This is a genomic window from Rheinheimera sp. 1928-s (assembly GCF_029269265.1).
Classification (GTDB): domain Bacteria; phylum Pseudomonadota; class Gammaproteobacteria; order Enterobacterales; family Alteromonadaceae; genus Pararheinheimera.
The window spans coordinates 64,243-77,241 of the sequence record NZ_JARIXP010000002.1 but is presented as its reverse complement, the minus strand read 5'-3'; the positions used below and the strand labels follow the sequence as shown (position 1 = coordinate 77,241).

Genomic DNA, 12,999 nt, shown 5'->3' with positions numbered 1-12,999 from the left:
GTGTGAATAAAAAGCCAGCTGATGCTGGTTTTTTTGTCTGCATTTGAATGTAAGCTGCGCTTGCTTATTCCTTTAGTGAAGCTTAATATTTCTTTTAGTTATTAAGCTTTGTGGTTTTTTATGTCTGCTCTGGTACTGATTTCAGCCTTAATTATTGGCTTAAGTGTTGGTCTGTTGGGATCGGGGGGGTCTATTCTGACCGTTCCAGTACTGGTGCATTTAGTACAGTTGCCGGAAAAAATCGCCATAGTCTCGTCTTTAGGTGTCGTGGCTCAAATCAGCTTTATCGCTTTATTGCCTTATCTGTGGCGACGTCATCTGGATTTCGCATTATTTAAACGTTTTGCTGTGCCGGCTTTTTTTGGAACTTTGCTTGGGGTTGCTTTAGCTCAATGGCTGCACTCTTCTGTGCAGTTGTTGATCCTGGCCGTCTTAATGCTGGGCAGTGCAGCTAATATGTGGCGTCAACGCATCTGGCAGTGGCAAATCCATTCTGCTTTACTGTTGGCTTTGCTGGCGATGGCTTTAGGTATGCTGACTGGTTTGGTTGGGGTGGGCGGCGGTTTTTTAATAGTGCCCTTGCTGCTTGCGGTAACAACAATCCCTATGTCGGGCGCTATTGCCTGTAGCCTGGCGCTCATTTTCCTGCAAAGCAGCACAGGTTTTATCAGCCATTACTGGCTGATGTCTGTTCAGGGAGAAACTTTGCCGCTGGAACTGATTGGCTGGCTGGGCTTAATTGGTGCTTGTGGCAGTTTGGGTGGCATTGTTTTATCGGCTTATATTCCACAGTTATGGGTGCGGAAAAGCTTTTCTGTATTGCTGATTGGTACTGCGGTTTCATTACTTTGGCCTGTCTTCTCTTTATGACGAGGCCTGGAAACCCGTGTCCACTTCTGTGGCATTGTGGGTCGCCGCGACTCTTGCTAACTCATCACAGCGTTCGTTTTCCGGATGCCCGGCATGACCTTTTACCCAATGCCAATTCACTTTATGCCCCTGACAAGCTGCATCTAAACGGCGCCATAAGTCCTGATTTTTCACAGGTTCCCGCTGACTGGTTTTCCAGTTGTTTTTTTTCCAGTTGGCCAGCCACTGCGTAATACCTAAGCGCACATACTGACTGTCTGTGGTTAAGTCCACATCGCAGGGCTGTTTTAAACTCTCCAGACCCACAATAGCAGCCAGTAATTCCATGCGGTTGTTGGTGGTTTGTTGATAGCCACCAGACATTTCTTTTTGGTGCTCCTGATAGCGCAAAACCACACCATAACCGCCTGGTCCGGGGTTTCCAAGGCAAGACCCGTCTGTATAGATTGCTACTGTTTTACGCATCGATGCTTCCCACAACTGAAATCGGCGTATAATCTAACGTAAAAGCGCTAAGAACACGAATCAGAATGCTGAAAAGACAGATAGTACTCGACACCGAAACCACAGGTTTAAGCCCGCAGGAAGGCCATCGCATCATCGAAATTGGTTGTGTGGAGCTGATTAACCGTCGGCTGACCGGCAATAATTTCCATGTCTATTTGCAACCCGATCGGCTGATTGATCAGGAAGCCATAGCAGTCCACGGTATTACCAATGAGTTTTTGATTGGCAAACCTCGTTTTGCCGAAATAGCCCAGCAATTTTGCCAGTATATAGCTGGTGCTGAACTGGTGATCCATAATGCAGCGTTTGACGTCGGCTTTATCAACCACGAGTTTAATCTGCTGCGTCCTGCACTTGCCCCGGTGACGGATATCTGTGGCGTGCTGGATACGTTAAAAATGGCGCGTGAAGCGCATCCAGGGCAGAAAAATAACCTGGATGCCCTGTGCCGACGCTACGACATCAACAACAGCCACCGTACCTTACACGGCGCCTTATTGGATGCTGAAATTCTGGCTGATGTTTATCTGGCGATGACAGGTGGGCAGGTTAGCCTGAACTTAGCCAATGACGAGCAAGCCGCTGCCCAGCAAAATGTGGTGGTAGGGCAACTTAAACGCACCAGTCGTTTACCTGTGGTGTTTGCCTCTGAAACCGAATTACAGTCGCACGAGCAACGTTTGGATCTGGTGCAGAAAAAAGGAGGAAGTTGCTTGTGGCGAAATTAATTTATCTGCTGTTGTTATGTTTTAGTCTGCAACTAGTGGCGCAGGAAACTGCCACCAATGTTGACGCGAAAGAAAACGTTGAAGATCCAACAGGCTTAAGTTTGTTACCTGATTTACCCGCTAAAAACCAAATCCCTTTGTTTGATAACAGATTCCGCATTGATTACGAAGTGGAAGAAATCACAATGGTTTTTTTTCGCAAACGAGGTTCGGCTTCGGTCATTTTAGTCAAACCTGATGGCAGCAAAGTAAATGTCATTAACGCCGATGATCAGGATATTCAATGGTACGACGATAAAACCTACGACTTGATCAAAATTAAGAAACCAACACCAGGACCCTGGCAGGCTATTGGCCAGATTTTGCCAGAAAGCAAAATTATGGTGCTGACAGATATTGAATTAAACGTGCCTCCTTTGCCTGATCATCTGATGGTAGGGGAAACTATTAAAGTAACTGCAACACTGAGCAACGGCGGCCAGCCTATAGTTGCAAAAGACTTCCGTGATTTGCTGCGGCTCGATGTACTTTTTATCAGCAGTAATAATGCTGAATTCGAGAATTTTGGTGCAGGCGTGATTGAACTCACGACTCTGGCTGATGATGGCCGCAATTTCGATGAAAAACCAAGGGACGGTATTTTTACCGGTGAGTTTAAACTGGATATGAGACCAGGCCAGTGGCAACCCAAATTTGTCGTAAAAACCCCTTTGTATACCCGTGAGGTAGTGCAGGAGCCGGTGATCTTACATAAAAGCCCGATCAGCTATGAAGTGGCGCTGGCGACAAAAGCGGAAGATTTGCATTGGCTAACCTTTAAAGTGACAGATCCGATGATTAACCCAAAGTCTGTGGCTTTGCAGGGCAAAGTCCGTTTCCCGAACAATGAAATACAAAGTTTTACTTTGGGCGAAAGTGCTGAAGTGGATAAAAAGCTGAAAATTGTCAATTACGCCAGCGGTACATACAAAGTCGACAGCATTTTGTTTGCCCAGACTGTCACAGGGCGTGATGTCGTGATCAGCTTACCGCAAGCGTCTTTTGTCGCTGAAGTGGTAGAGCCAGAACCTGTGGCTCCTGCTGCGGCCGACTCAGAGAATGCAGGCCTGACGACAGCAGCCTCTGAAATGCCAGCCAGTGCTGTGGTGAATGAGCCTGTTGTTGAAGAAGAAAAACCTTTTCCATGGTTATTAGTGATCCTGAGCAACATTATTATTTTAGGTGGTGGTGGTTTTGCGATTTGGATGGTCGCCACAGATCGCTCTTTTAAGACCTTGTTTGCGAAAAAGAACAACTCAATGGATTTGGATAGCCTGGTGATGCCGGGAGCTTCTGAAGCAAAAACGAGCAGCGCGGCACAAAAAAACAGCAAGAAAAACGACATTATGGAACTTTCTTTACCGGATGATTAAGGAATAAACAAAAGCGGCAAAAAAGTCGTTGACGGCCCACCGGTGAATCCGTATTATTCCCGCCGCACAGCAGCATACCCAATTGAAAATGCTGCAGTGTATTGGCGCGGAGCGGTAGTTCAGTCGGTTAGAATACCGGCCTGTCACGCCGGGGGTCGCGGGTTCGAGTCCCGTCCGCTCCGCCAATTTAATAAATGCTTCTTCGGAGCGGTAGTTCAGTCGGTTAGAATACCGGCCTGTCACGCCGGGGGTCGCGGGTTCGAGTCCCGTCCGCTCCGCCACTTAAGCATTTATCGTTTGTCTGATTCCGGAGCGGTAGTTCAGTCGGTTAGAATACCGGCCTGTCACGCCGGGGGTCGCGGGTTCGAGTCCCGTCCGCTCCGCCAATTCAGCAAACAAGCCATTAGAGCGCAAGCTCACTCCAGCGCGGAGCGGTAGTTCAGTCGGTTAGAATACCGGCCTGTCACGCCGGGGGTCGCGGGTTCGAGTCCCGTCCGCTCCGCCATTTTACTGGGTTTGTCACTCAGTAAACAAATCAACCAGCCTTGAGCTGGTTTTTTTACGACTACAATTTGGAAGGCTGTTTGGCTACAGCAGTTCAGTCGGTTGCTCTCTGTTAAAGCGTTGCCAGCCTGTCACGCTCAAGGTTGAAAGATGCGCGGGTTCGCGTCCCGGCAGCGAAGCCATTTTACTGGGTTTGTCACTCAGTAAACAAATCAACCAGCCTTGAGCTGGTTTTTTTGGTGGTCATCTGACGACGACGGTTCAGTCGGTTACTATCTATTAAAGCATGGTCGGCCTGTCTTTATTGGAGCCTGTAAGAATCTCTATTTTGAGACTCGACAGGAATTAATACCCAGCAGGCTGTACAGCGGGCAAACTCCTACAACTCCAGTCAACACGGGTATTACACCAAGCCAGCCCCATGGACCAATCATATTTAGTACAGCTAAAGTGATCAGCACTACCCCAACACTTACCCGAACTATTTTGTCCAGACCACCCACATTTTTTTGCATCATTGTTTTCCTTATGAATTCAATAAAACAGCGATAAAGGCTTTTGCATTTCAGTAGTATCTAATCTAGTGAGTCCCGAAAATTTAAGTTTGATGTACATCAAACAAAGAGTGATTTGCCAAAATTAATTAGCTTTATCTAATATGTTTATCTCTTTTTGGTATATGCTTATGCTTAATTTGAATTAATGGCTGTGGTTTGGGTAACACAGCGGGTCGATGCACTGTGTCAGCATCAGGGTCTTAGTATTCAGAACTTTTAGTTCAGTAATGACGGAGCGCTTTGCGCTTCCAGAGGAGCAAATAATGAAAGATATTCAGGTTCAGGCTTTTTTGGATAACGACAGTGAAACCTTTAGTTATGTTGTCTCTGATGTTGCCACTAGACAAGCCGTAGTGATCGATCCTGTGCTGGATTTTGATTACAAATCCGGACGCACCTCGACTGCAGGTGCAGAGTCGATACTGGCTTATATTCAGCAAAACCAGATGACAGTGGGTTGGGTTCTTGAGACTCATGCTCACGCCGATCATCTGTCAGCAGCACCATTTTTCAGGGAAAAACTGGCTGCAAAAGTGGGCATAGGTGCACAGATCAGGCAAGTGCAGGCCATTTTTAAAGAGGTTTTTAATCTGGAAAAAGAGTTTTTACCTAATGGTGCCCAATTTGACCATTTATTTGAAGAAGGTGATCTGCTGCAGGTCGGGACAATGCAAATTCGGGTGATGCATACACCTGGTCATACGCCTGCGGATTTAACCTATCTGATTAATGACAAAGCAGCTTTTGTTGGCGATACCCTGTTTATGCCAGATGTCGGCACAGCACGTTGTGATTTCCCCGGCGGTGATGCTTCCACCTTATTTCAGTCGATCAATAAACTATTAGCCTTACCTAAATCCACCCAAATTTATGTCTGCCACGACTACCCAACTCAGGGGCGTGAACATGAATATGTCACTACGGTAGGCGAACAGCGTGAGCGGAATATTCATGTACAAGACGGGGTCTCAGAGCAGCAGTTTGTTGCCAAAAGGGAAGCCCGTGATGCCACTCTCGAGATGCCACGGCTTATTCTGCCTTCGATTCAGGTCAATATCAGGGCCGGGCATATGCCTCCGGCTGACGAGACCGGAAAAGTGTACTTAAAAATCCCTCTGAATCAGCTTTGAGTTGTTGCGCTTTTTAGTGGTTATTAGAGGGAGTCACTTATGATCCATGCCATTTTGGGTGCTGTGCTGATAGGCATCAGTCTGGGAGTTTTTGGCTCAGGTGGTTCTATTCTGACAGTTCCTGTGTTGATGTATCTGGTGGATATGCCCGCTTCTATGGCGATAGCGTCATCCTTATTGATAGTCGCAGGCATCAGTTTGTTGGGCAGTATCCCGAATATAAGAAATAAAAAAGTGTCCTGGCCCCATGTGTTGCTGTTTGGCTTTCCGGGCATGGCTGGTACTTATGGTGGAGCCTGGCTTGGCACTTTAGTGGACAGCGTGGTTCAGTTATCCGTTTTTGTGATCCTGATGATTGTGGCTGCGGTGATGATGTGGCGTGGCAATCAAACACCTCAGCTTCAGGGCAAAATTAACAGGGCTAAAGTAGTGCTGGATGGATTGGTCGTTGGGCTGATCACAGGCTTTGTGGGTGTCGGGGGAGGTTTCCTTATTGTACCGGCACTGGTGTTGCTGGGCGGTGTTCCAATGGCGATGGCGGTCAGCACCAGTTTGCTGATTATTGCGCTGAAGTCTTTTGTTGGTTTTGCCAAATACTATGAAGTGCTAACGATGCAGCATCAGTCTTTCGATTGGCTGGTGATTTCTATCATGATCGCGGGTGGTGTGGCAGGCAGTTTTTTAGGTGTATGGATTGGACATTTGTTACCCAAAGAAAAATTGCAAAAATCCTTTTCAGTGTTTTTAGTGATCATGGCCAGTCTGGTTCTTACTCAATCCGTTTTGTAATTGATAAAAGGAAAGCTATGAAAAGTGCACAACAGCTGGTCAATGAAGCAAAAAGCAGAATTGTCGAAGTCTCAGTACAGGAGTTAGCTTTGGCTTTGCAGGATCACCAGACTATTCTGGTTGATGTGCGGGAGCCAGACGAGGTTGTTCAGGGTTATATCGACCATTCAGTGAATTATCCACGTGGTGTGTTAGAAATGCGTATCCATCAGCATCCCAGCATTGGTTCACACTGTGACAGCAAGGCCGCACTGGAATTGTTGGCAACAAAACCCATTTATTTGATCTGTCGATCGGGGGCTCGTTCAGCATTGGCGGCTGACTCGTTAAACAACATGGGCTTTAGTACAGTCTATTCTGTAGCTGGTGGTTTTCAGGCCTGGTTGGACGCAGGTTATCCGGTGCAGTCTTAGTCTTGCCGCGGCAAAGTAGGCAACAAGGCTGGCATCTGATAGCTTAGCGTTATTTTTCGATGCGTCTGATAGCAAAGCCAGTCGTTGTCTTTTTGCAGGAGATCTGATGATCAAAACCGCTGTTATTGGTTATGGCTTATCTGCCAAAACCTTTCATTTACCTTTTATTGTGCAGCAACCAGAGCTGGAACTGGTGGCTATCAGCAGCAGTCAGCCTGAACTCACATCAGATTACCCACAGGTACAGCATTATCAAAATGGCGATGAGCTGATCCGTTTATCAGATGCTGAGCTGGTGGTGATCACCTCACCCAATGACAGTCATTACCCACTGGCAAAACAGGCGTTACTGGCCGGAAAGCATGTGCTGGTGGAAAAACCTTTTGTGCTGACGGAGGCACAAGGGCAGGAGTTGTTTGAGCTGGCAGACCAGCAGCAACGCCAGCTTTTTGTTTACCATAACAGGCGTTTTGATGGGAATTTTCTGACACTACAGCAACTGCTTGAGTCCGGTGAGCTCGGTGTGATCCGTTATTTTGAATCGCATTTTGATCGTTTCCGGCCTGTGCCAAGACCACGCTGGCGTGAACAACAAGGCGCTGGCACAGGTATTCTGTATGACTTAGGCCCTCATCTGATTGACCAGGCCATCGCATTATTTGGTGCACCAGAGGCTTTAACTACCCGTTGTCGGGCTTTACGGCAGGGCAGTGAGACAGTAGATTATTTTCATTTGATGCTGCATTACGCTGATAAAGAAGTGGTGCTGCATTCCAGTCCTTTTTGTGCCTTGCCGACCACGAGATTTATTCTGCAGGGCGATTTGGGCTCTTATCATAAAACAGGCTTAGATCCGCAGGAAGACGCATTAAGAGCAGGACAAAAACCTTTTGGGGAAAACTGGGGGCTGGAGCCTGAAGCTCTGTATGGTGTGGTGGCTAAAGCCGACGGACAAAGAACTTATCCCACCTTAGCTGGCAATTATCAGCTGTTTTATCAGCATCTGGTGGCCGCTTTGCAACAAGGCAAAGCCAGCCCGGTTTCTTCAATACAAGCTTTGCAAGGGATCCGGCTGATTGAACTGGCACAACAAAGCCAGCAGCTTGGCCGCACAGTGGAGTTCTGACGGATGTTATCTGCTGTGGGCAAATGGCTGATTCAAGGCGCTGTGCTGTGTTGTGTTTTTTCACCTGCTTTGGCGCAGAGCACACCACCACAGGACAAAATCCAGTTTCATCAGCACAACACGCCAGACCCGGCTTTGCCTGTGCACAGGCCTGCGGCTAAAGGCTTGAATGAGCAAGTTTTGCATCAGCTGTTATTACAGCTGCAGGACAAAACAGCAAGCGGCTATCAGCAGGTGCATAGCCTGCTGTTGTATAAATCCGGTGCTTTGGTGCTGGAGCAGTATCAAAAGGGTAATAACGACTTTATCAACTTTGAACAAGGGGTAAAGTTAGTGAAGGGCCAGCAGGATTTTGTCTGGACTGCGGATAAACCCCATTATGTGGCATCAGTCACCAAAGCCGTGACCGCCACTTTGACTGGCATTGCGTTAAAGCAAACAGGCCTGACTGTTGATGCCACTTTGGCACAGTTGTTACCACAAGATGCTGTGATCAAAGCGGACCCGTTAAAAGCCAGTATTAGCATGCATCAGCTGTTGTCGATGCAGGCAGGTTTTGTCTGGGATGAATGGGCAGGGCAGGATTTGGTGAAGCTGTGGCAGCAACAGAATTTTGTCGATTACCTGCTGCAACAGCCCAATACCGGGCCGGGCAAAAGCTGGGCGTACAACAGTGCTTTACCGAATCTGGTATTGAAGCTGCTACAGCAGCAGTTACAACAGCCACTGCAGCCTTGGGCCAAAAAACAGCTATTTGATAAGTTAGGTTTTACGAATTACCGCTGGGACACTCAACCCGACGGTGTGCCCGAAGGTTCGGCCCGTTTATGGCTCACACCGCGTGACATGCTCAAATTAGGCATGTTGTATTTGCAGCAAGGCCAGTGGCAGGGGGAACAGCTGTTGCCAGATGGCTGGGTGCAGCAGATGACCAGTCCTCACGCCAAAAGTCCGGCCGGAGACTATGGCTACTACTTCTGGCTACGACAGCAAGATGGCGTGTCTTATTACACAGCCGAAGGCGATGGAGGCCAGTACATTGCTGTGTTTCCAACTCTGGATATGGTGTTGGTACTGACACAAGGCAATTATCTGCAATGGGCGCTCTACAAAACTCAGGCGGATCGTATTATTCAGCAACTGATTTTAAGTAGTAAAGTCTCACCAGACCAAGACAGAAGCTAAGTTGCTAACTAATAACTGCAGCGCAGGCTTTATTACGACCTTCAGCTTTCGCCTGATACATGGCGTGGTCTGCCAGTGTCAACAGATGTTCAGCTTTAGCACCAGGGTAGACAGTGACATAACCCAGACTGGCGCTGAGTTCTATGGGATTGTTTTGCCAAATCAACTGACAGCCTGACAGAGTGCTACGGATTTTTTCGGCGATCAGAGGCAACTCAGTGGCAGAGACTCCGGGAAACATTAATAAAAACTCTTCGCCACCATAACGGCTGACCAGATCCTGAGTACGCACCACAGCAGATAAAGTGGTCGCGCAGCGGCGTAAAGCTGCATCACCAGCGTCATGGCCCAGGCTGTCATTGATCAATTTAAAGTGGTCTAAATCCAACAATATCAGGCTGTAGCTCTGTTGTTGTTTCTGCCATTGTTCATGCATTTCCTGCAGTTTTTTTAATGCGGCCCTTCTGTTCCATAAACCTGTTAACTGGTCCCGCTCGGCAAACTGGCGGATTTTGGCAACCAGCCGCGCTAACGCGCCTCCGACCATCACTATGTTGATGGCCAGCGTCAGAATGACATAAGACCATAATAACGGTATAGCTTCATCTGTGTAAGTAGCAACAAAAGCATCAGCCTGGGGGTCAGGCCACAACAGGATTAAGCTGCGGGTGAAGAAAATAGCTGCCATGACAAATAATGGCGCGGACATCAGGCAAGCTGCAGCAAAACCAAAATCTTTTTGTATGGCCTGAAAATTATTGCGGCTGGCTGAAAACGAAAACACAGTAGCCGTAACTGAAAACACCACGCCTAAAAAGATCGGATGCAGTTGTTGTAACTGACCTGCCAGCATCAATACAGCAGTGAGCAACAGGATCAGGCAATCCCGCTTCACGCTTGATTGCAGTTTAAACAACTGCTGAATCCCCCAGCCCATCAACATAAAACTGCTCAGTATCGCCATATCGGCAAGAAACCAGTTCAGTAAATTGGCGTCTGCTGTGCGTAAGGTCAGCAAATAAATGCCAACACCTAATGCCAGATTGGCGGCAAAAAACCGAAAACTGGCTTTGGGGGCGACACGCAGTGGATGGGCCATTAAGCACCAGGCTATACTGGCAACTAATGCCAATAGCCAGATAAATGACAGCAGTAACTCTGATGGAGGATGATCAATCATAAATTTTTAGTTCTGTCCGGCGGGCAATAAAATCAATTTATTGAACGCTTTACGTCATCTGCAACATGCAGTATAAAAATTCAGCTTAATACATCCTGACAGCTGATAAGAGGTTTGTACACAGCCACTTAACAAAGGTTTTGTAACTGGTCTGACATTATAGAGGTAAATACCAGGCTATCGTAGCTGAATATCCAACTCGACCAGCTAAGCATGCTGAAGCTTATGACTTTATTCAGTTTTTTTGTTGTACAAAATAACTGACCTGAGCACGTGGATTTAAATAAGCAAAAACTTCAGGTGGCAGGGCTTTAGGTTTAACCACTTTTTCAACCGATAGCTTATTGGCTTCCAGCGTGACTATAGCGGCTTCAAGGCGGGGAACATCGGCATCATAAATCAGCACATCGGGGTAGAGCATAGAGTCTGAGTTCACCGCCATCACTATGCCCACTCTTTTGTCGGACAGCAGTACCACTGTGCCCGGCGGATAAATTCCCATCATCTTGATCATGACTCTCATTTCCAGATCGCCAAGTTTGCCTTTCATTGTTTTATACATTAGCGACAAAGCATGGTGAGGTGAGCGGGCCTGCGACATATCAAGCGGATGGCAGAGGTTATCAAATTCATTCACTACAGCAACAATGCGGGCCAGTTTATTAATTTGTTCTGCTTTTAAAGCCGCAGGATAACCGCTGCCATCCAGATACTCATGATGTTGTTCGACTATGGCTTTGGCTTGTGCCGGAAATTGTTGAGTCAGGCCCAGCAGCTCCAATCCCAGCTTGGGGTGCAATTTCAGAAAGTTTTGCTCAGGAGTGGTTAAAGTCGTGGTTTTACGCAAAATCTGGCTGGGGATTTTCAGTTTTCCTATGTCATGGAACATGGCACCTAAACCTGTCCATTTCACTTCGTCTGCACTGTAGTTTAAGTTTTTTGCCAGCATCATCGCCAGGATAGACACGTTCAGGACATGAAAATACATTGACTCCTGTTCTTTGCCTGCCTGTGATATCAGGTGCAACACCAAAGCGTCTTCACTCAGAATGGTATCGGCCAGATTACTGATCAGTTGGGTTGCATCTTCAATGGCATTGAGTGGACGGCCTTGTACTTTGGTCATCAGATTACGAACTTGCGCCATGGACTGGGCAAAGGCTTTTTCAGTTTTTTGCAGCTCACGTCTGTGGGCTTTGGCTTGCTCTATACGCTGTTCTTTTTCCAGTTGCATTTCATTGCGAACTTGTAAGTCTTCGATATCCCGACTGACACAAGCATCGCTGTTGGTTGCTGCAGGAGCATCAACAACTGAACTACGTTCCGGATAAAAATACACATAGTCCAGTTCCAGTGACTGAATGATGCGGATCTGCTGCAAAGACTCCACCACCAGTTTGTTGGTCAGAAATGGATGCTTCATCCAGCCGACCGGCAGCTTAATGGCATAACCCAGCTTGATATCTTTTGGCGCTATTTTGACGGGCACTTGTACGGCAACCTCTGCTGAGTTTTGCCTTGTGGCAAAACGGATAGATTTATAAAGAATAACCAGTATAAATGCAATATCGAATTACAGTTTTTATCAATTTTCTCTCTCATCTGTTGTCTTGCAAAAAATAAATTATCCAATGCTGACAGGCTGAACAGTATGGTTTTTGTATTGCTATTTAGTGCGGTACTGCCTATGATTTTTTCGCGCTTATCATGAAAAACTAATGAAATCAGACTGCTGTTAGGCTTTTTAACAGTAAATCGGTTAACATAAATCCTATTGTAGTAAGAATTTGGTTTTGGCCTGAATTGCAGGTCGATGTTTAGGGGATCTGCATGGCAAATCAGTTAAAAAGCCGGCCTCAGAGTATTCATGGCTGGGTGGCGGAAGAATTAGGCACTCGTATTGTCAGTGGCATTTATTCACCAGGTGAATATATTCCTAACGAAACCACTATAGGTGAAGAGTTAGGCGTGTCCCGCACTGCGCTGCGCGAAGCTTTTAAAATTCTGACCTCCAAAGGTTTACTGGAATCGCGGCCTAAATTGGGTACCCGCATTCGTCCGCGTAAACACTGGAATATGTTTGACAGCGAAATTTTAAGCTGGTGTTTTGAATCCAAACCATCACCGCAGTTTTTTATCTCTTTATTTGAAATTCGCGAGATTTTTGAACCAGCAGCTGCTGAGTTGGCAGCAAAAAACCGCAGCGAAGAACAATCAGCCACTTTAGGCGCTGCCTACGATGCGATGGAAAAAGCTGAAATTGGCACTGATGCAGTGTTCTCCAGCGATTTAGAATTTCATATGGCGGTGTTGGATGCCACCAACAATGAATTTATGATTTCTTTGGGCATGACAATACAAACGGCCTTGATGGGCTTGTTCCGTTTAAGTAGTGCTATCGCGGAAGAGTATGTCGATTCATTGCCGGGCCACAAAGCTGTGTACCAGGCAATAGCGACGGGTGATGCGGCTAAAGCAAAAATTGAGATGTTCCAGTTGCTGGCTAAGTCGAAAGAGAATTTAGAGTACGCACTGAAAAATCTGGCAAAACAGCCGGAGTGACAATAAAGAGGCAGAGTCAGAGACTCTGCCTGTTTA

General features: G+C 46.9%; 13 protein-coding genes and 4 tRNA genes. 13 read left to right on the top strand and 4 right to left on the bottom strand.

Annotated features, from left to right (window positions below):
• Positions 1–120 precede the first annotated feature (120 nt).
• Positions 121–870: a sulfite exporter TauE/SafE family protein gene (locus tag P3C17_RS05245; RefSeq protein ID WP_300928425.1), complete on the top strand. Its 750-nt coding sequence runs from the start codon at positions 121–123 to the stop codon at positions 868–870.
• Here the strand turns inward: P3C17_RS05245 and rnhA are convergent.
• Positions 865–1,335 (bottom strand): ribonuclease HI, encoded by a 471-nt coding sequence (rnhA, locus tag P3C17_RS05240; protein ID WP_233081232.1) that lies wholly within the window; start codon positions 1,333–1,335, stop codon positions 865–867. The two genes, P3C17_RS05245 and rnhA, sit on opposite strands and share 6 nt — an antisense overlap.
• Positions 1,336–1,400: 65 nt before the next feature.
• Here rnhA and dnaQ point away from each other — a divergent pair, with 65 nt between their 5' ends.
• From dnaQ to P3C17_RS05210, 6 genes are all read left to right on the top strand, one after another.
• Entirely contained in the window at positions 1,401–2,105 is a 705-nt protein-coding gene (dnaQ, locus tag P3C17_RS05235; protein ID WP_300928424.1) for a DNA polymerase III subunit epsilon, read from the top strand.
• Complete coding sequence (locus P3C17_RS05230; RefSeq protein ID WP_300928423.1) at positions 2,093–3,517, top strand: TIGR03503 family protein; 1,425 nt, start codon at positions 2,093–2,095, stop codon at positions 3,515–3,517. The genes dnaQ and P3C17_RS05230 overlap by 13 nt, the downstream gene beginning before the upstream one ends.
• 108 nt (positions 3,518–3,625) lie before the next feature.
• Positions 3,626–3,702: transfer RNA gene (locus tag P3C17_RS05225), tRNA-Asp, on the top strand.
• Between the two features lie 19 nt (positions 3,703–3,721).
• Positions 3,722–3,798: transfer RNA gene (locus P3C17_RS05220), tRNA-Asp, on the top strand.
• 28 nt (positions 3,799–3,826) lie between these two features.
• Positions 3,827–3,903: transfer RNA gene (locus P3C17_RS05215), tRNA-Asp, on the top strand.
• 42 nt (positions 3,904–3,945) lie between these two features.
• Positions 3,946–4,022, top strand: a tRNA-Asp gene (locus P3C17_RS05210).
• A 322-nt stretch (positions 4,023–4,344) separates the two neighbouring features.
• Here the strand turns inward: P3C17_RS05210 and P3C17_RS05205 are convergent.
• Positions 4,345–4,539 carry a DUF2892 domain-containing protein gene (locus tag P3C17_RS05205; protein WP_300928422.1) on the bottom strand — a complete coding sequence of 65 codons (195 nt, stop codon included), beginning with the start codon at positions 4,537–4,539 and terminating at the stop codon, positions 4,345–4,347.
• A gap of 302 nt (positions 4,540–4,841) precedes the next feature.
• Here P3C17_RS05205 and P3C17_RS05200 point away from each other — a divergent pair, with 302 nt between their 5' ends.
• The 5 genes from P3C17_RS05200 (at position 4,842) to P3C17_RS05180 (ending at position 9,221) form a co-directional block, all read left to right on the top strand.
• The gene (locus tag P3C17_RS05200) at positions 4,842–5,708 is read left to right on the top strand and encodes an MBL fold metallo-hydrolase (protein WP_300928421.1); all 867 of its coding nucleotides are present in this window, start codon (positions 4,842–4,844) and stop codon (positions 5,706–5,708) included.
• A 39-nt stretch (positions 5,709–5,747) separates the two neighbouring features.
• Positions 5,748–6,497 (top strand): sulfite exporter TauE/SafE family protein, encoded by a 750-nt coding sequence (locus P3C17_RS05195; protein WP_300928420.1) that lies wholly within the window; start codon positions 5,748–5,750, stop codon positions 6,495–6,497.
• A gap of 17 nt (positions 6,498–6,514) precedes the next feature.
• Complete coding sequence (locus P3C17_RS05190) at positions 6,515–6,910, top strand: rhodanese-like domain-containing protein (RefSeq protein WP_300928419.1); 396 nt, start codon at positions 6,515–6,517, stop codon at positions 6,908–6,910.
• A gap of 106 nt (positions 6,911–7,016) precedes the next feature.
• Positions 7,017–8,036, top strand: coding sequence for an oxidoreductase (locus P3C17_RS05185; RefSeq protein ID WP_300928418.1), 1,020 nt, complete (start codon positions 7,017–7,019; stop codon positions 8,034–8,036).
• 3 nt (positions 8,037–8,039) lie between these two features.
• Positions 8,040–9,221, top strand: coding sequence for a serine hydrolase (locus P3C17_RS05180; RefSeq protein WP_300928417.1), 1,182 nt, complete (start codon positions 8,040–8,042; stop codon positions 9,219–9,221).
• 4 nt (positions 9,222–9,225) lie between these two features.
• On the opposite strand, the gene P3C17_RS05175 is transcribed toward P3C17_RS05180, so the two are convergent.
• Together P3C17_RS05175 and P3C17_RS05170 are read right to left on the bottom strand one after the other, a co-directional pair.
• The gene (locus P3C17_RS05175; RefSeq protein ID WP_300928416.1) at positions 9,226–10,401 is read right to left on the bottom strand and encodes a GGDEF domain-containing protein; all 1,176 of its coding nucleotides are present in this window, start codon (positions 10,399–10,401) and stop codon (positions 9,226–9,228) included.
• Between the two features lie 235 nt (positions 10,402–10,636).
• Entirely contained in the window at positions 10,637–11,890 is a 1,254-nt protein-coding gene (locus P3C17_RS05170; RefSeq protein ID WP_300928415.1) for an HD-GYP domain-containing protein, read from the bottom strand.
• Between the two features lie 341 nt (positions 11,891–12,231).
• Here P3C17_RS05170 and P3C17_RS05165 point away from each other — a divergent pair, with 341 nt between their 5' ends.
• A complete protein-coding gene (locus P3C17_RS05165; RefSeq protein ID WP_300928414.1) occupies positions 12,232–12,963 on the top strand; it encodes a FadR/GntR family transcriptional regulator in 732 nt (243 codons plus the stop codon).
• The last annotated feature ends 36 nt before the right edge of the window (positions 12,964–12,999 follow it).

Bases quoted from the DNA above. Each gene is read 5' to 3' on its own strand.
- P3C17_RS05245 (WP_300928425.1), top strand. From the start codon at position 121: ATGTCTGCTCTGGTACTGATTTCAGCCTTAATTATTGGCTTAAGTGTT.
- rnhA (WP_233081232.1), bottom strand. From the start codon at position 1,335: ATGCGTAAAACAGTAGCAATCTATACAGACGGGTCTTGCCTTGGAAAC.
- dnaQ (WP_300928424.1), top strand. From the start codon at position 1,401: ATGCTGAAAAGACAGATAGTACTCGACACCGAAACCACAGGTTTAAGC.
- P3C17_RS05205 (WP_300928422.1), bottom strand. From the start codon at position 4,539: ATGATGCAAAAAAATGTGGGTGGTCTGGACAAAATAGTTCGGGTAAGT.
- P3C17_RS05200 (WP_300928421.1), top strand. From the start codon at position 4,842: ATGAAAGATATTCAGGTTCAGGCTTTTTTGGATAACGACAGTGAAACC.
- P3C17_RS05195 (WP_300928420.1), top strand. From the start codon at position 5,748: ATGATCCATGCCATTTTGGGTGCTGTGCTGATAGGCATCAGTCTGGGA.
- P3C17_RS05190 (WP_300928419.1), top strand. From the start codon at position 6,515: ATGAAAAGTGCACAACAGCTGGTCAATGAAGCAAAAAGCAGAATTGTC.
- P3C17_RS05185 (WP_300928418.1), top strand. From the start codon at position 7,017: ATGATCAAAACCGCTGTTATTGGTTATGGCTTATCTGCCAAAACCTTT.
- P3C17_RS05180 (WP_300928417.1), top strand. From the start codon at position 8,040: ATGTTATCTGCTGTGGGCAAATGGCTGATTCAAGGCGCTGTGCTGTGT.
- P3C17_RS05175 (WP_300928416.1), bottom strand. From the start codon at position 10,401: ATGATTGATCATCCTCCATCAGAGTTACTGCTGTCATTTATCTGGCTA.
- P3C17_RS05165 (WP_300928414.1), top strand. From the start codon at position 12,232: ATGGCAAATCAGTTAAAAAGCCGGCCTCAGAGTATTCATGGCTGGGTG.